Origin of the sequence: Pelomonas sp. Root1237 (assembly GCF_001425055.1) — a bacterium.
Lineage (GTDB): Bacteria > Pseudomonadota > Gammaproteobacteria > Burkholderiales > Burkholderiaceae_C > Pelomonas.
The window spans coordinates 349731-364898 of record NZ_LMDK01000012.1 but is presented as its reverse complement, the minus strand read 5'-3'; the positions used below and the strand labels follow the sequence as shown (position 1 = coordinate 364898).

Annotated in this window: 16 protein-coding genes, 1 tRNA gene and 1 pseudogene; 10 read left to right on the top strand and 8 right to left on the bottom strand. The window is 67.1% G+C overall.

All coding sequences use genetic code 11. The features are described from left to right. From ASC91_RS09625 to ASC91_RS09605, 5 genes are all read right to left on the bottom strand, one after another. Positions 1-1032 carry a bifunctional nicotinamide-nucleotide adenylyltransferase/Nudix hydroxylase gene (locus ASC91_RS09625; RefSeq protein WP_056195691.1) on the bottom strand — a complete coding sequence of 344 codons (1032 nt, stop codon included), beginning with the start codon at positions 1030-1032 and terminating at the stop codon, positions 1-3. Further along, complete coding sequence (locus tag ASC91_RS09620; protein ID WP_056195688.1) at positions 1029-1220, bottom strand: hypothetical protein; 192 nt, start codon at positions 1218-1220, stop codon at positions 1029-1031. The genes ASC91_RS09625 and ASC91_RS09620 overlap by 4 nt, the downstream gene beginning before the upstream one ends. Beyond that, on the bottom strand, positions 1217-2413 hold the full coding sequence (gene pncB, locus ASC91_RS09615) for a nicotinate phosphoribosyltransferase (RefSeq protein WP_056195686.1): 1197 nt from the start codon (positions 2411-2413) through the stop codon (positions 1217-1219). Before pncB ends, ASC91_RS09620 begins: the two co-directional genes overlap by 4 nt. After that, on the bottom strand, positions 2410-3252 hold the full coding sequence (locus ASC91_RS09610) for a cysteine hydrolase family protein (protein ID WP_056195681.1): 843 nt from the start codon (positions 3250-3252) through the stop codon (positions 2410-2412). The genes pncB and ASC91_RS09610 overlap by 4 nt, the downstream gene beginning before the upstream one ends. A gap of 105 nt (positions 3253-3357) precedes the next feature. Continuing rightward, positions 3358-4167 (bottom strand): helix-turn-helix domain-containing protein, encoded by an 810-nt coding sequence (locus ASC91_RS09605; protein ID WP_056195678.1) that lies wholly within the window; start codon positions 4165-4167, stop codon positions 3358-3360. A gap of 69 nt (positions 4168-4236) precedes the next feature. Between ASC91_RS09605 and ASC91_RS09600 the strand changes: the two genes are divergently transcribed. Further along, positions 4237-5496, top strand: coding sequence for an MFS transporter (locus tag ASC91_RS09600; protein WP_056195675.1), 1260 nt, complete (start codon positions 4237-4239; stop codon positions 5494-5496). Positions 5497-5557: 61 nt separating this feature from the next. After that, positions 5558-5975: pseudogene (gene arr, locus ASC91_RS28790) on the top strand (NAD(+)--rifampin ADP-ribosyltransferase). A 30-nt stretch (positions 5976-6005) separates the two neighbouring features. Here arr and ASC91_RS09590 read toward each other — a convergent pair. Next, positions 6006-6398 carry a hypothetical protein gene (locus tag ASC91_RS09590; protein ID WP_056195669.1) on the bottom strand — a complete coding sequence of 131 codons (393 nt, stop codon included), beginning with the start codon at positions 6396-6398 and terminating at the stop codon, positions 6006-6008. 233 nt (positions 6399-6631) lie between these two features. Between ASC91_RS09590 and ASC91_RS09585 the strand changes: the two genes are divergently transcribed. From ASC91_RS09585 to ASC91_RS29360, 8 genes are all read left to right on the top strand, one after another. Further along, positions 6632-8629, top strand: coding sequence for an OPT family oligopeptide transporter (locus ASC91_RS09585; RefSeq protein WP_162247760.1), 1998 nt, complete (start codon positions 6632-6634; stop codon positions 8627-8629). 16 nt (positions 8630-8645) lie between these two features. Further along, positions 8646-8722 (top strand) — tRNA-Arg (locus ASC91_RS09580). Positions 8723-9170: 448 nt separating this feature from the next. Next, the gene (locus tag ASC91_RS09575; protein WP_056195667.1) at positions 9171-9809 is read left to right on the top strand and encodes a hypothetical protein; all 639 of its coding nucleotides are present in this window, start codon (positions 9171-9173) and stop codon (positions 9807-9809) included. Further along, positions 9775-10011, top strand: coding sequence for a hypothetical protein (locus ASC91_RS09570; protein ID WP_157281400.1), 237 nt, complete (start codon positions 9775-9777; stop codon positions 10009-10011). The genes ASC91_RS09575 and ASC91_RS09570 overlap by 35 nt, the downstream gene beginning before the upstream one ends. 403 nt (positions 10012-10414) lie before the next feature. After that, positions 10415-12310 (top strand): glycoside hydrolase, encoded by a 1896-nt coding sequence (locus ASC91_RS09565; protein WP_056195661.1) that lies wholly within the window; start codon positions 10415-10417, stop codon positions 12308-12310. A gap of 241 nt (positions 12311-12551) precedes the next feature. Next, entirely contained in the window at positions 12552-12740 is a 189-nt protein-coding gene (locus ASC91_RS09560) for a hypothetical protein (protein ID WP_056195658.1), read from the top strand. Further along, complete coding sequence (locus ASC91_RS09555) at positions 12737-12973, top strand: hypothetical protein (RefSeq protein ID WP_056195655.1); 237 nt, start codon at positions 12737-12739, stop codon at positions 12971-12973. The genes ASC91_RS09560 and ASC91_RS09555 overlap by 4 nt, the downstream gene beginning before the upstream one ends. Then, positions 12960-13250, top strand: a complete 291-nt coding sequence (locus ASC91_RS29360; RefSeq protein ID WP_157281397.1) for a hypothetical protein — start codon at positions 12960-12962, stop codon at positions 13248-13250. Before ASC91_RS09555 ends, ASC91_RS29360 begins: the two co-directional genes overlap by 14 nt. Here the strand turns inward: ASC91_RS29360 and ASC91_RS09550 are convergent. Both ASC91_RS09550 and nadB read right to left on the bottom strand, forming a co-directional pair. Then, positions 13241-13441: a putative motility protein gene (locus ASC91_RS09550; protein WP_056195652.1), complete on the bottom strand. Its 201-nt coding sequence runs from the start codon at positions 13439-13441 to the stop codon at positions 13241-13243. The two genes, ASC91_RS29360 and ASC91_RS09550, sit on opposite strands and share 10 nt — an antisense overlap. 109 nt (positions 13442-13550) lie before the next feature. Then, positions 13551-15155 carry an L-aspartate oxidase gene (nadB, locus tag ASC91_RS09545; protein ID WP_056195649.1) on the bottom strand — a complete coding sequence of 535 codons (1605 nt, stop codon included), beginning with the start codon at positions 15153-15155 and terminating at the stop codon, positions 13551-13553. Positions 15156-15168 lie beyond the last annotated feature (13 nt).

Below are 15168 nucleotides of genomic sequence, written 5' to 3'. Positions count from 1 at the left end.
TCATGCCGGCAGCAAGCTCAGGAAGCGGTCCAGCATGTGGAAGTGGTCGTCGAAGAACTGCTCTTCCATCGCCACCAGTTCAGCCACCGGCACCCAGCGTGCCTGGGCCGCGTCATCTGCGCCCAGCACCTCGGGCAACTCGCGATCCCCCAGATCGAAGTGGTGGGCGTGCGAGATCGTGCGACCGCGCTGGCTGCGGTCGGGGTGGTCGAAGACGGCCACGCCCTGCAGCGCGCCCGCCAGCGTCTCGGGCAGCAGGCGCAGGCCGGTTTCCTCTTCGAGTTCGCGCACGGCGGACTGGTGGAGCGTGTCGCGCGGCTCGACGAAGCCGCCCGGCAGGGCCCACAACCCTTGGCCGGGGTCCTTGGCGCGCTGGATCAGCAGCACATGGTCGGCGCAGCGCAGCACCAGGTCCACGGTGACGAAGACCGGCGCATACGGCGCCGCCGCCCAGGCCTGTCGGTAGGCCTTGAGCATGGCCCATTCGCGCCGCAGCGCCGCCAGGTAGGGCAGATGCGCCCAGGCCTGCACGAAGCTGCGCGTACCCGGCGGCACCTGATCGACCCAGCTGGCCAGCACGCCGTCCAGGGCCTCGGGCCCGGCCTCGAACAGTGCGGCGCGCAGGTCGGTGGCGTCCACGCGGTGCTGGCGCGGCAGGCTCAGCAGGCGCCAGGGCGAGAAGCGGCGCAGGTAGTCGCTGGTGGCATCCTTGAAGTGGCCGACCAGCGTGACGTCGGCGTCGCCCACGCGCTCCTGCACGGCCGCACGCACGGCCTGCACCCAGCGCGCCTCGTCATAGAGGTCGCGCAGCGCCACGATCTCCACGCATTCACGCTCGGCGTCGGTCAGGGCCAGGCGCAGCATCTCGGCGCGCTCGGTCCAGCTGAAGGCATGGCGCGGTGAACGCGCCTGGTGGGCCGAGCCGAGCAGCACGATGACGCGGGGCGCCTCGGCCAGCGCCGCGCGCAACAAGCTGACGTGGCCGTTGTGAACCGGTTGGAAGCGGCCGATGACGACGGCGGCAGAGGTCATGACAGCACTCCGGGAAAAACCGCCGCAATGGGCACCTGCCGCCCCTGGCCAAAAGCGCGGGCATGCAGCCGGATCAGCGGCGGCGCCTGGCGGCGCTTGTATCCGCGGCGCTGGACCATGCGGGCGACGCGTTCAATGAGCGGCTTGAGCAGTCCGTCCAGCACCGGGACGAGGATGAGCTTGATCATGGCTTGATGCCAAACACTTGTCGCAGATAGGCGAGGAAGGTCTCGTCGTCGCAGAGCGTCTTGCCGGGGCTGTCGCTGAGCTTGGCCACGGGCTGGCCGTTGGCGTGGGTCAGTTTCATGACGATGTTCAGCGGCGTGGGCCCCAGGTCGTTGCTGAGGTGGGTGCCGATGCCAAAGCCGAGCTGCACGCGGTCGGCGAAGTGGCGGTACAGCTCGATGGCCTTGGTCACGGTCAGGCCGTCGCTGAACACCAGGCGCTTGGTGTGCGGGTCGATGCGCAGCCTGGCGTAGTGGGCCAGGGCCTTCTCGCCCCAGGCGACCGGGTCGCCGCTGTCATGGCGCAGGCCGTCGAAGAGCTTGGCGAAATAGAGATCGAAGTCGGCCAGGAAGGCGTCCATGCCGACGACGTCGGTCAGCGCCGTGCCGAGGTCGCCGCGGTATTCCTGCACCCAGTCCTCCAGCGCCGCCTTCTGGTGGTCGCGCAAGCGCACGGTGCCCAGGGCCTGGTAGGTTTGCAGGTATTCGTGCGCCATGGTGCCGATGGGCACCAGGCCCAGCTCCTTGGCCAGCAGCACGTTGGAGCTGCCCTTGAAATGCTGGGGCAAGGCGTCGCGCAGCCGGGTCACCACCTCGCGCTGCCAGGCGCCGGAGAAACGGCGGCGCAGACCGAAGTCGAACAGATCGAAGGGGTGGCGCTGCGGCAGGGGCTCGGCGGCAAAGGCCTGCAGCGTGGCGATCTTGGCGTTCAGCCGGCGTTGGCCTTCGGCACGAACCTCGGGCGTATCCAGCCGGCGGAAATAGAGCTCGTTGACGATGGCCAGTATCGGAATCTCGAAACCCATCACATGCACCTGCGGGCCGCGCGCGACGATGTTGAGCTGCGCGCCGTCCGTCGTCACTTCGACGAAATCGCGCTGGAACCGGAAGATGCGCAGGAAGTCGACAAAGTCGCTCTTGATGAAGCGCAGGCCCTTCACATAGGCCAGCTCATCGGCGCGAAAGCTCAGGGAACATAGCGCCTGCAGCTCGCGCTCGACGTCGGCCTTCAGCTCGGCCAGCGGGTAGCCGGGCTGGTTGCGGCAGACGAAGCGGTACTCGGCCTGCGTCTGCGGGTGGCGATGCAGCAGCGCCTGCCACATCGTGAACTTGTAGAGGTCGGTGTCCAGCAGGCTGGTGATGACGGGGGTGCTCATGCCTGGATCTCCGTGCTGGTGGACAACTGCAAACTGCGTGCCCGCATCGCGGCCAGGAAGCCGGCCTGCTGGGCCTCGAAGCCCGCCACGGGGCTGATGCAATCGGTCAGCAGCACCAGTTTGGCCAACTGCCGCGACGGCAGATGGTCGGCCAGGTGTTCGACGGTGGCTCTCACGCAATGGCTGCCGGCCTCGCCGGCGATCAGCACGCGGTCGAAGCGATCCAGCTCGGCCAGCAGGGCCTGGTTCAGCGCGGTGCTTTCGTCGGAGGGGTCGGGCACCTCGGCCTGAAGCGCGCTGTAGTGCTCGGTCCAGGGGTTCTCGCCCTTGGTGACGACGGCCACCGAGCGCCCTTCCCTGTCCGCCCAGGCGTCCAGCGCAGCCTGCAGGCCGGCGTGCACGCCATGGCCCCAGTTGCCCATCTGGCAGTGCACCGGCCAGACCATCAGCGTGTAGCGGCCGGCGGCCTCCAGCGCATCCAGATAGGCCAGCGCGCGGTCGAGGTGGGCGGGGTCGCGCGGCAGGTACTCGCCGCATCGGACCTGGGCGGCCGTGATGGGCGTGAACGGCCCGGGGTGGCGGCCGCTGGCCGTTTCCAGCCAAAAGCCAGGGTGGGCGATGTCGATGCGGTGATGCGAATCCAGCGTCACGGTGATGGCGTCGATCTGGCCGCGCAGGCGCTCCACCAGGCCAGCGGCGCGCTGCAGGTCGGCGTGAGCACCGGCCACCGGCAGCGCGGGCTGGATGAGTTCTCCCGTCACGGGCGAGCGCGGCAGCCAGTCCACCGGCAGGTCGCAGAAATCGTTCTGAGGGTCGATCAGCAGCAGATGCGTCTTCATGGGCGTGTCCTGTTGTTGTGTGCCTCCAGGCCGGCGCAACTCTATCGACTCAAAGATGCATTCCGGCCGGCGCTGCGACGGGTGGGGTGCGGGCGGAACGCCTGATCACGCCTCTGCAAAGAACCGGCTTGGTGGCATGCCCACCGTGCGCGTCACCATGGCCGTGAAGGCGCTGGCACTGGCATAGCCGAGCTCGCTGGCGATATGGCTCATCGGCCGGCCGCGCGCCGCCAGGGTCAGCGCGTGGGCCAGCAGCAGTTGCGAGCGCCATTGCGCGAAGCTGGTGCCGAGCTGCTCGCGGAACAGCCGGCTCAGCGTGCGCGGGCTGGCGCCCGCCTCGGCGGCCCATTCGTCCAGGCCGGCATGGCGACCGGGCTCGCGCAGCATGGCCTCGCAGAGCTTGCGCAGCCGCGCGTCCTGAGGCAGGGCAACGCCCAGCGCCAACGGGCGGGCGCGCTGGAGTTCACTGAGCACCAGCCGCTCCATGGCGCCGCGTCGCTCGGCGTCGTCGCGGCTCTCCGGGGGTGCGGGATCGGGCATGGCGGGCAGGGCCAGCACCAGCTCGCGCAGCAGCGGCGACACCTCCAGCACCCGCCCCACCTGCCAGGCCTCGCCCGCCAGCAGCTCGGGGCCGAGGTAGAGGGTGCGCAGGTCGCACTGCTCGATGGCCGTGACCGCGTGGACGACGCCAGGCGGAATCCACACCGCCCGCGACGGCGGCACGATGTAGGTCGACGCCTCGGTGTTCACGCGCACGGCGCCCGTCATCGAGAACACGAGCTGGGCCCAGTCGTGCCGGTGCGGCTGGATGTCGGCCAGGTGCTCCAGCAGCCGCGATTTGGCGCGCAGCGGCCGCTCGGGCGTCGGCGCGAAGAGCTCGGGCGAGAAGGCAGGAAAGCTGCGACGGCTGGCCATGGCTGAATTTCGACAGAAGTTGACGAACCATCGTAACAACGCCGACGCTGCCCTGCCTACATTGAGGGCATGGATACCGCCCTCGCCTCTTCCCTCGACGCCGGCCTGCAGCGCCGGCGTGACGTCACGACGATCTCGACCATCGGTGTCGCCCACGGCACGTCGCACTTCTTCCACATGCTGCTGCCGCCGCTGTTCCCGGCCTTCATCCAGGCTTTTGGCCTGAGCTATTCGGAACTGGGTTTGCTGGTGACGACCTTTTTCGTCATCTCGGGCGCCGGGCAGGCGCTGTCGGGCTTCATCGTCGACCGCATCGGTGCCCGGCCGGTACTGTTCGCGGCGATGGCGAGCTTCTTTCTCGCCTCCATCGCTGCGGGCCTGGCCCAGGGCTTTGGCGGGCTGATGCTGGCGGCAGCACTCGCCGGCGTCGGCAACGCCCCCTTCCACCCGGCCGACTTCACCATCCTGAACAAGCGTGTGTCGCAACCACGCCTGGGCCACGCCTTCTCGGTGCATGGCATCAGCGGCAACCTCGGCTGGGCCTTCGCGCCGGTGTTCTCCATCGGCATTGCCGAGGCGACGGGCAACTGGCGTTTCGCCTATGTCGGCACAGCCCTCGTCGCGCTTTCGGTGATGGCCCTGCTGTTCTGGCAGCGCTCGGCAATAGACGACCGCCAAGGGTCGTGGGGACACGCGAAGCCGGCGGCCGGCGTCAAGGCGGAGCACCCCATGGCTTTCTTGAAGCTGCCCTCGGTGTGGCTGTGCTTTTCCTTCTTCTTCTGGAGCACGGCGGCGCTGTCGGCCATCCAGAGCTTTGCCAGCCCGGCCCTGCACCAGATCTACGGCCTGCCGCTGGCACTGACGGCCTATGTCGTCACCGGCTACATGCTGGCCGGCGCGGCGGGCATGGTCTGCGGCGGCTTCCTGGTCGCCAAGGCCGAGCGGCTGGAGCGCACGATTGCGTTTGCCATGGCCTTTGCCGCCGCATTGCTGCTGCTGACGGCGACCGGCTGGCTGCCCGGCGGGCTGGCGGCCATCGTGGCCGCGCTGGCGGGTTTTGGTACCGGCCTGGCCGGCCCGTCGCGCGACATGCTGATCAAGCGCGCCTCGCCGCCGGGAGCGACCGGCCGGGTCTATGGCACCGTGTATTCGGGCCTCGACATCGGCTTTGCGATTGCCGCACCCGTGTTCGGGGCCATCCTGGACCAGGGCATGCCGCGCGGCGTGTTCGCGGGCTCGGCGGCGGCGTTGATGATGGGCATTGCGTCGGCGGGCCTGGTGGGGCTGGGCCTGAGCCGCAGGACGGCGGCGGTGCCGGCCCAGGCGTGACGGGGCTTCACGAGATTGCCTCTGTCATGGACACTGTCGCGCCCTCGCCCCTAACGGCCCGATGACAAGCACCGACGCTCCAAGCCCTCCACCGTATTACCACGGCACCAAGGCCGACCTGCAGGCCGGTGACCTGATCCAGCCTGGCTACGTGTCCAACTACGGCCAGCGCAAGAAGGCGAACTACGTCTATCTGTCCGCGACGCTGGAAGCCGCGATCTGGGGCGCTGAGCTGGCCGTGGGCGAGGACCGCGGCCGCATCTACATCGTGGAGCCCACCGGCCCCATCGAAGACGACCCCAACCTGACTGACCGCAAGTTCCCCGGCAATCCAACCAAGTCCTACCGCTGCAAGGCGGGGCTGCGGGTGACGGGCGAAGTCATGCAATGGCAGGGCCACTCCCCCGAGCAGCATGCAAACCATGCTGGCGCATGTGCAGCGGATGCGCGAACTCGGCATCGAGGCCATCCAGGAATAGCAATAGGCCCTGCGGCCCAGCCGGTGAGGCTCAGTCAACCAGGGCCTGAAGCTCCTGCAAGGCTTCGTCCAACAAGGCCGCGCTGCCGGCATCCTGCTCGATGGCCCGGCAGGTGCGCTCCACCAGGCCTTCCAGCGCCGGATCCAGTTGCAACTCGCCGCCGAGTTCATCGAGCAACGCAGCCTCGACGAACAGGCGCAAGGCCTTGGCACGGGGGATGGCACCGCCTTGAGCTCGGGCGGCCTTGAGCTTGGCGGTCAGCCCCTGCAATGCCGTCACGGCCGCGGGTGGCGCGGCCCGATTGACCAAGCCAGCCGAGGCCCCGGCCGTTGCCTGGCGTTGCGACGGCGAATGGCGCGCCTGCGCCAGTTCGGCCTTGAGCAGGCGCAGTGCGTGGATCAGGGGAGAAATGGGAGCTGTCATGCCAATGCCTGGAGCCGCCGCATTGTGGCGCGGCCCGGTTCGGGAAAGCTGGCAAAATGCGCCCGCTTCTGACCGATGCGCCGCCGCTGGCCTTGCCGTGGCGGTATTTTTTTGAGCCCCCGCATCCAGGGGCTTCGACCCAGGGCATATCCCAAAGTCCGACCGAGCGGTCGGCCGGGACAATCGCCAGCTTTGCTTTAACCAGGCCGCGTCACAAGCGCCGCCCTGATCTCATGGCACTCCAACACCTGACCGACGAGCAGATCGCCACCATGACACGCGCCCAAAAGGACGAGTGGTGGTTCAAGAACGTCTTCCGCGGCGACATGGCCCAGCTTTCGCTGCGCTCCGGTATCACCGGTTTCCTGCTCGGCGGTGTGCTCTCCTCCACCGGCCTGTACATCGGTGCCAAGACGGGCATTTCCCTCGGCGTTGGCCTCACTTCGGTCATCCTGGCCTTTGCACTGTTCCGCGCGCTGCACGCGGCCGGCCTGGCTCAGGACTACACCATCCTCGAGAACAACTGCACCCAGTCCATCGCCACAGCGTCGGGCTATGTGACCACGGCGCTGATCTCCAGCCTGCCGGCCTACATGCTGGTGACGGGCCATGTGCCGCTGTGGTGGCAGATCGCCATCTGGATGTTCCTGGTGTCGCTGGTGGGCGTGCTGCTGGCCTTCCCGCTGAAGCGCCGCTTCATCAATGAAGACCAGGCGCCCTTCCCGGAAGGCCGTGCCTGCGGCGTGGTGCTCGACTCGCTGTACCACGGCAAGGGCAGCGAGGGCATGTTCAAGGCCAAGCTGCTGGGCTGGGTGGCGGGCGGCGCGGCGCTGCTACAGGGCATCTGCGGCGAAGGCTGGATGAAGTTGATCCAGTTCAAGCTGCTGGCCATGGACAAGTGGGCCGGCATGACGGAGCCCTGGCATCTGCACGAGCGCATCGACGACTACTACTACGCCTGGGCCGTCAAGGCGCACGGCTTCATTCCCAGCATCCTGGGAACGGACTTCCGCACCCTGGGCTTGCGCCTGGTGGTGGACGCCGCGTTGATCGGCACCGGGGGCCTGATGGGCCTCGCCGTCGCGACGAGCTGCTTCGTTGGCGTCATCGTCAACTTCGTGTTCCTGGCACCGCTGATGATCCAGGCCGGTGACATCGCGCCGCGCCTGGGCGCCAATGGCGTGCTGATCCCGCTGAACCGCGTGGAGATCGTCAACCAGTGGTCGCTGTGGTGGGGCGTGACGATGATGGTCGTGGGCGCGCTGGTGTCGCTGCTGGCCAAGCCCGAGATCTTCACGAGTGCGTTCAAGCGCAAGACGCCGGCGCAGATCGCGGCCAAGGCGGAACCCAAGAGTGACCTGCTCAAGGACATCGAGGTGCCGCTGTGGATCAGCTGGATTGGCGTGCCCGTCGTCAGCCTGATGGGCTGCTACGCCACGCACGCCTTCTTCGGCGTGCCGCTGTGGCTGGCCATCGTGTCGCTGCCGCTGATCTTCGTGCTGACCGTGATCTGCACCAACTCCATGGCGCTGACGTCGTGGACGCCGACCGGGTCCCTGTCCAAGATCACGCAGTTCACGATGGGCGCGCTGGACCGCACCAACCCCGGTTCCAACCTGCTGCCTGCGGGCATGACGGCCGAGATCGCCTCCAACGCGGCCAACCTGCTGTCCGACATCAAGCCCGGCTACATGCTCGGCGGCAAGCCGCGCCACCAGGCCATCGGCCACATCATCGGCAACCTGGCCGGCGTGCTGGTCTGCGTGCCGCTGTTCTTCCTGCTGTTCATCAAGCCTGATGCCAACGGCGCTGCCAGCGCGGCGAACATGGTGTCCGACCAGTTCGGCTTCCCTGCCGCGCTGCAGTGGAAGGGCGTGGCCGACATCATCGCCAAGGGATTGAAGAGCCTGCCCACCTCGGCGCTGATCTCCATGGCCGTTGCCGCCCTGGCGGCCGTCGCCATCGAAGTGGCTCGCATCGTCACCAAGGGCAAATCGGGCCTGTCGGCCGTAGCCATCGGCCTGGGCGTCACGCTGCCGCCGCAAGCCACCTTCATGATGTTCGTCGGCGCGCTGATGTTCTGGTACATGGCCAAGAAGTACAAGAACGCCCCCGCCGACTCCCGCGGCCACCGCATCTGGGTCGAAGGCATGGAGCCCATCTGCGCCGGGCTGATCTCCGGCGCCGCCCTGATGGGCATCGGCGACGCGATCATCGGCGTGCTGATCTGATAATCACCTGTTCTGTCTGCCCGTAGCTCAACTGGATAGAGCAGCTGCCTTCTAAGCAGCAGGTCGGGGGTTCGAGTCCCTCCGGGCAGGCCAAATCAAGAGTTCACGAGAACTCACTGCCGATCAGGCGCCTAAGTTCCTCAAGGGCTTAGGCGCTTTTTTCGTGTCAGGTGGCGGTTGACCGAGTGGCACGGGACTAATGGCATCGCGGACCGGACCGCGAGAGACGGAGCATGTCCGCTTTTGGCAGCGGCGGGCCACGGCAAGCGCGCTGACCTCGACCCATTGAGTCGCTTTTATCCTCGCCGTCCCGTCGCTTCTTTAAGTATGCCGGCGGCCATCTGATGCAATTCGCCGTCGGCTTCGATGCACCGGCCGGCTCGGCGTCGCGCCTTGGGCGAAGCTGTCGAACGGAAAAGCGTGACAGTCCGATATGCGAACGATCTTCCTCCTCACATCTGATGATTCGCTCGGTTGGACCTGCGTGCGAACGTGCGACTGCTTGAGGGCGATCCAATGCCCTGCGCCTGTACACGGAGTCATGACCAAATCAATTCGCTGGTTCTTAGTCGTTGGTATTGCTGCCTTAGCGATCTTCGCTGCCAGGCAATTGACCCTCCCGTGGTTCCAAGCGCCCGGCTCCTTGACCATCTGCGTGGATGGCTCGAACCAGGTCTTGCAGTCGACGGATGCCAAGTTCGCTGAGTGCATCGAGCGCAACGCGAAGTTGTTTCTGGAAAAGGACTACGCGGAGTCGAAGGACTTGGCAAAGAGTTTTTTGACAATTCTGGTCGCCATCCTCGTCGCATCAATCACGTTCTCTGAGAAGGTTGTCGATATCCACAGCGCGCGGCGGGTTCCCCTCGCCGGAATGCTTGTCTGCTGGTTCCTGCTTCTCGTGGCCATTGTCATGACCGGAAGCGGTCTAGCCAGCATGGCACTGGCCGCAGGCTATGCGGCGTACTACGCCGGCGCGAATTTCCGCCACCTTGAATCGCACGCCGTGCTGCTTTTCATCGGTGGATGTTTCTCCTTCGGAGTTGCGATGCTGGCGCTGATCGTTTCGGGCGCAGTCTCGCTACTCGACAAGCGTCAATCAGCCTTGGACTTGAAGAGCAGTGCCGATGCGCAGGACGCGGCGGTCAATGACCTCCTTGATCTCGATGCCGAAGGGGGTTGAATGGGCGCGCCGGCTTGATGACCACCACGCCCGCGTTGACGACCACGATGTCAGGCGCCCCGAACGCCTGCTGTGCTGCGTCGAACAGGCGCTGGATGGACGCTATATCGCCGAGCTCGGCCTGCAGGGCTATCGCTCGCCCACCGCGCCCGGCGATGCCGTCAGCGACCGACACGATCCTTCTCATGGAACTGTCCTCTGACCGAATGATTCAACGGCTTGCCTGCGCACCGTGCCCAGTTCGGCCGACACTCAGGTGTCGCTGCGCTGCGGCGCGTCTCTAGAAGGGGTCGAAGCCGTTGCACCCTGCATTTCCATGGGGGCCACGGCGCAGATTGACTGGATCGTCGCTGCGATCACGGCACACACGACGATCGCGACATGAAGATGGACCCACCGGCACGACGACACGGGAACAAGACCGTTGCGCATAAGGATTCCTTCGTTGATGGCCAGGGGCATCGGCCCGGGAGTCGCTGCGGTTTCTGCCGCCACAACCTCACGACGATCCGAGACGGCAGAAATCGACAAGCGGAAGTCCGAACCGCTCCGTACGCGGCGGTGGCTACGACAATCGCCCGCACTGCACAAAGCCATCTGAATCCATGACGTCCCGCGCCTTGGGCCTCGGCGGTCTGCTGCTGGCCATCCTGTCGACCATCGCGCAGGCGGCCGTGATCGAGGTCCACGCCGGCTCGGTCACCTACCTCGTCGACAGCGCCACCTTGCGTATCGAAGCCCGCGACGGCGATGCCGCACCGATCCCCCTGCTCAAGCCCCAGGTGCAAGCGCATGACAGCCCGGTCACCACAAGCCCGGGGGCCTGGGCCTGGACAACCGGCGAAGGCCAGCAGGTGCGCCTCAGTACACAAGGCCGGGCGCTCAAGGTGTCGGTCACCGGGCAGCACGGCACGCGCTGGCAGGCGTCCATGCCAGAAGTCTCGTCAGGAACCTGGATCGTGCCGGATGGGCAGGGCATGGCCTTCGGCGTCAACGATGCCTACTGGCGCTCTGTCTTCAACCGCCCGCAGTGCTTCGGCGGCACCACCCTGTTGTCCTTCCCGGCGTGGACCCACCTCACAGGCACGCGGGCCATCACCTACGCGCTGGACGACGGCTTTCAGTCCGAGCTTTGCCTGCAGAACTCGAACGGGCTGCAGGCCAGCCTGAGACATGACTTCGCCGACGGTGCCAGCACGCTGGATCTGATGATCGAGCTCGGCACACCCAACCCGCTCGCACCGGCGCTGTTCTACAGAAGCCACCTGCGACAGCAGGGTCGGTTGCGATCCTTTGCCGACAAGCAGGTGCCTGAACTGGACCGCCTGTTTGGCGCCCCGCATCTGTACGTATGGGGCGATGGCCGCGATCTCGCTTTCCTGGACGACTTGAAGGCGCTGGGTATTGCCAGGCTCGTGATCAGCTACGACCAGGACCCGAAGACGCACAAGCACCTGGTCCGGCCGGCCTACCTGAAGAAGGCCCATGGCCTGGGCTACCTGGCGGGGCCCTACGACGCCTTCGACAATGGCCAACCCGACGACACGGCCGACATGCCCGCCGCGATCTGGGGGCCTGAGCTCTATCCGTCGGGCTGCCTGCGCGACAAGCAGGGCGCCGTCGTGCCGGGCTTCGCCAGCAGAGGCTGCCAGATGTCCAGCGAAGCCATCGCACGGCACCCGGCAGGCTTTGTCCCGGCGCAGCGCTACGAGGGGCACATCCGTGACGGCGCAAGCCAGGTCTTCATCGACGTGGACGGCTTCGGCAACTTCTACGACGACTTCAGCCCCGAGCACCGCATGACCAAGGCGCAGGATCGCCGCAACGTCCTGGCCCGCCTGAAACTGGGCATGCGCAAGTTCGGCCTGGTGCTGGGCTCGGAGAACGTGACCGCCTGGAGCGCCGACGTCACGCATTACTCGCACGGCACCGGGCAGGCCCACGTGGCGGCGTTCTGGCCCCTGCTCAGCGACAAGCGCTTCAGCGGCTATTGGCCACCGGAGCGCCCTCCGATCTATTTCGGCCGTTTCACGCCCACGGCTGACGAAGCACGCGCTCTGTTCGAACCCGCTGATCGCCTGCCCCTGTTCGATGCGGTCTACCACGACGCGTTGGTGACCGTGGATCGTTGGGAGCTCAGCCTGACCAAGGTGGTGGGCCAGGAAGCGCGCCGCTACGCGCGTTCGTTGCTGTATGGCGTGCCGACTCTGTGGAACCTTGACCGGCGCGACCTCGCCAGTGCCGCCGCCTGGCTGAAGGCGGCGCATGACGACTTCCAGGCCGTGCACGGCGTGTCGGCACCCGTGGCGCTCACGGCCTTCGCGTGGCTCACGGACGACCACAGCGTGCAGCAGGTCAGCTACGCAGACGGCAGGGCCGTGACAGCCAACTTCGGCAGCCGGGCCTGGCAGGGCCTGCAGCCGAACTGCGTCAGACTCAGCGGGCGCTCGGTGCTGCCCAGGACTTTCTGCCCGCCCGCGACGGCACTGAACCCTGGCTGAGACACCTTCCCGGGCGCAGACGCAGGCTCCGGTGCCGTAGGCCCACGAATCCCTAGCGAAATCAACAGCCTAGGCGCCTTTCTCGCATCTGAGGTCGTGGCTTTCGAGTCGACCGCCATCCCCCTTTGGAGGGATACGACGGGGGATGCCCGCCCGCCCATCCCCCCTCGGCACCCCCAAAGGGCGATACCCCCGCGGCCGGCGGGCTCCGAGACTGGCTCCATCGAAAACAGGAGCCGCCATGCAATCTCAATCCACCCCACTTGCCCCGGATGACGCGCTCTGGGCCAGCGCCTCGCTGCTGCGCATCACCATCAGCCAGTTGCGCGCGTGGGAAGCCGAATACGCGCCGCACCTCGCCGCGCAGCCAGCGACCGATGAAGAGGCCTGGGAAGGCACCGAACTGGACCCGCGGAGGACGGTGCTTTGACGATCAACAAACCTGTCGGCTTCGCCGCGCTGCTCGAGAAGATGCCGCGGCGTTTCGCGGCCCGGGCCAAGCGGGTCGAAGAGCGAGCCAGGCTCAGGCGTGAGGCTCAGGCCAAGCGCTTCGAGATGGAATTTCTGTGCGCCATCGAGGTGAAGGAAGGCGGCTGGAACGAGTGGCAAGACACCGTCGCCGAGTTCGCCGCCAGAGCAGGAGACGATCATGGGATTGCTTGATGCGAACCGCCATCTTGGCGCCGAGGCCGGCGTCAGCCATTGGGCCTTCGACAGCGCCGCCGGCAGGATCAGCGCCCGCGATGGCGACGGGAACCTGGTGATGGCCATCGCCACCGGCCCGCTCTTCGGCGCCCGATTGGCTGCCGCCTTCAATTCGCCCACGCCTGTCACGATGCCCTATGCCGGCGCCGGGTCTCGCGTTGGGGCAGAGGGGCGATGCGCGGTGGTCGGGGGATTCTGGGCGCCTGAACCGCGCCCCGGTCTTACTCAGGCGTAAACGTTCACGTTGCGCCCCAGCGTGCCTTCGGTCGCCAGTGCAGGCTGCTGCGGCAGCGCGCTGAGCAGGGCCATGGCGCCCGCCGCCTGAATGTCGATCGCCTTGCGCAGCACCAGGAGGCCGACCGCATCGGCTGCCCCTTGGGTATTGCTCGACGCGATGTTGACGCTGGCGGAGTTGGCGATGTCCATCTCGCATGTATCGGCAGGCCTGATCAGAACTTGAGTCGGAACGAGCAGCCTGGCACGACGGCGAGCTTGTATGGTGAAGAGCTGAGGCCCGGCATATCCGCGCTCGGTGCTAGCGTCGGCGCCGTTTGCTGATCAACACCGTCGGGAAGCTCACCGGCAGCGTGCGCGGGTAGTCGCGGCTGAAGTGCAGGCCGCGGCTCTCGTGGCGCATCAGGGCCGAGCGCACGATCAGCTCGGCGCATTCGACGAGGTTGCGCAGTTCCAGCAGGTCGCGCGTGACTCGGAAGCTCCCGTAGTAGTCATCAATCTCGCCGCGCAGCAGCTTGATGCGATGCAGCGCGCGCTCCAGGCGCTTGGTGGTACGCACGATGCCGACGTAGTTCCACATCAACAGGCGCAGTTCGTCCCAGTTGTGGGCGATGACGACCTGCTCGTCGGCGTTCTCGACCTGGCTCTCGTCCCAGGCCGGGATGGGAGCCCCGTCGGGGAGCGGGTGCGACAGGATGTCGGCCGCACAGGTCTGGCCCAGCACCACGCATTCCAGCAGCGAGTTGCTGGCCAGGCGGTTGGCGCCGTGCAGGCCGGTGTAGCCGGTTTCGCCCACGGCATACAGGCCCGGCAGGTCGCAGCGGCCGAGCAGGTCGGTCACAGCACCGCCGCAGGTGAAGTGCACGGCCGGCACGACGGGGATGGGCTGCCGGGCGATGTCGATGCCGAGCTTGAGGCAGCGGGCATGGATGGTCGGGAAATGCTCGATGAGGAAGGCTTCGCCGAGATGCGTGGCGTCCAGCCACACATGGTCCAGGCCGTGCTTTTTCATCTCGAAGTCGATGGCGCGGGCGACGATGTCGCGCGGTGCCAGCTCCATGCGCTCGTCATGCGCCGCCATGAAGCGGGTGCCATCCGGCAACTTCAGATGCCCACCCTCGCCGCGCAAGGCCTCGGTGATGAGGAAGCTGCGCTCCTGCGGGTGGTACAGGCAGGTCGGGTGGAACTGGATGAACTCCATGTTCGCGACCCGGCAGCCCGCGCGCCAGGCCATGGCGATGCCATCGCCGGTCGAGGTGTCGGGGTTGGTGGTGTAGCGGTAAACCTTGCCGGCGCCGCCAGTGGCCAGCACGACGGCGCGTGCCGCCAGCGTCTCCACACGCTGGGTGTCGATGTCCAGCGCGTAGGTGCCATAGACGCGGGGCGGTTCGTCGCGCTGCACGTGGCGTGACGTGATCAGGTCCAGCGCCATCCAGCGCTCGCGCAGCGTGATGTTGGGGTGCTTGCGGGCCAGCTCCAGCAGCTGGTCGTGGATGGCCTTGCCGGTGGCGTCGGCTGCGTGGGCAATGCGACGCACAGCGTGCCCGCCCTCACGCGTCAGGTGCAGGCCCATCGGGCCGGTGTCGTCGGTCGTGAAGGGCACGCCCTGGTCCACCAGCCAGCCTACGGCTGCAGCGCTGCGCTCGGCGATGAAGCGGGCGGCGGCTTCGTCGACGAGGCCTGCGCCAGCGTCCTGGGTGTCGCGCACATGGCTTTCGATGGAATCGTCGCTGCCCAGCACGCCGACGATGCCGCCCTGGGCCCACGCGGTGGCCGCCTCGGTCAGCTCGCGCTTGGCGAGGATGACGACGGGCACGCTGTCGGCGAGATGCAGGGCCACGGTGAGGCCGGCCAGGCCGGCGCCAATGATGACGACGGGGGCGTCGTCCGGGGGGGCAGCAGTCATGGCCGGGCATTGT

Bases quoted from the DNA above. Each gene is read 5' to 3' on its own strand.
- ASC91_RS09625 (WP_056195691.1), bottom strand. From the start codon at position 1,032: ATGACCTCTGCCGCCGTCGTCATCGGCCGCTTCCAACCGGTTCACAAC.
- ASC91_RS09620 (WP_056195688.1), bottom strand. From the start codon at position 1,220: ATGATCAAGCTCATCCTCGTCCCGGTGCTGGACGGACTGCTCAAGCCG.
- pncB (WP_056195686.1), bottom strand. From the start codon at position 2,413: ATGAGCACCCCCGTCATCACCAGCCTGCTGGACACCGACCTCTACAAG.
- ASC91_RS09610 (WP_056195681.1), bottom strand. From the start codon at position 3,252: ATGAAGACGCATCTGCTGCTGATCGACCCTCAGAACGATTTCTGCGAC.
- ASC91_RS09605 (WP_056195678.1), bottom strand. From the start codon at position 4,167: ATGGCCAGCCGTCGCAGCTTTCCTGCCTTCTCGCCCGAGCTCTTCGCG.
- ASC91_RS09600 (WP_056195675.1), top strand. From the start codon at position 4,237: ATGGATACCGCCCTCGCCTCTTCCCTCGACGCCGGCCTGCAGCGCCGG.
- ASC91_RS09590 (WP_056195669.1), bottom strand. From the start codon at position 6,398: ATGACAGCTCCCATTTCTCCCCTGATCCACGCACTGCGCCTGCTCAAG.
- ASC91_RS09585 (WP_162247760.1), top strand. From the start codon at position 6,632: ATGGCACTCCAACACCTGACCGACGAGCAGATCGCCACCATGACACGC.
- ASC91_RS09575 (WP_056195667.1), top strand. From the start codon at position 9,171: ATGACCAAATCAATTCGCTGGTTCTTAGTCGTTGGTATTGCTGCCTTA.
- ASC91_RS09570 (WP_157281400.1), top strand. From the start codon at position 9,775: ATGACCTCCTTGATCTCGATGCCGAAGGGGGTTGAATGGGCGCGCCGG.
- ASC91_RS09565 (WP_056195661.1), top strand. From the start codon at position 10,415: ATGACGTCCCGCGCCTTGGGCCTCGGCGGTCTGCTGCTGGCCATCCTG.
- ASC91_RS09560 (WP_056195658.1), top strand. From the start codon at position 12,552: ATGCAATCTCAATCCACCCCACTTGCCCCGGATGACGCGCTCTGGGCC.
- ASC91_RS29360 (WP_157281397.1), top strand. From the start codon at position 12,960: ATGGGATTGCTTGATGCGAACCGCCATCTTGGCGCCGAGGCCGGCGTC.
- ASC91_RS09550 (WP_056195652.1), bottom strand. From the start codon at position 13,441: ATGGACATCGCCAACTCCGCCAGCGTCAACATCGCGTCGAGCAATACC.
- nadB (WP_056195649.1), bottom strand. From the start codon at position 15,155: ATGACTGCTGCCCCCCCGGACGACGCCCCCGTCGTCATCATTGGCGCC.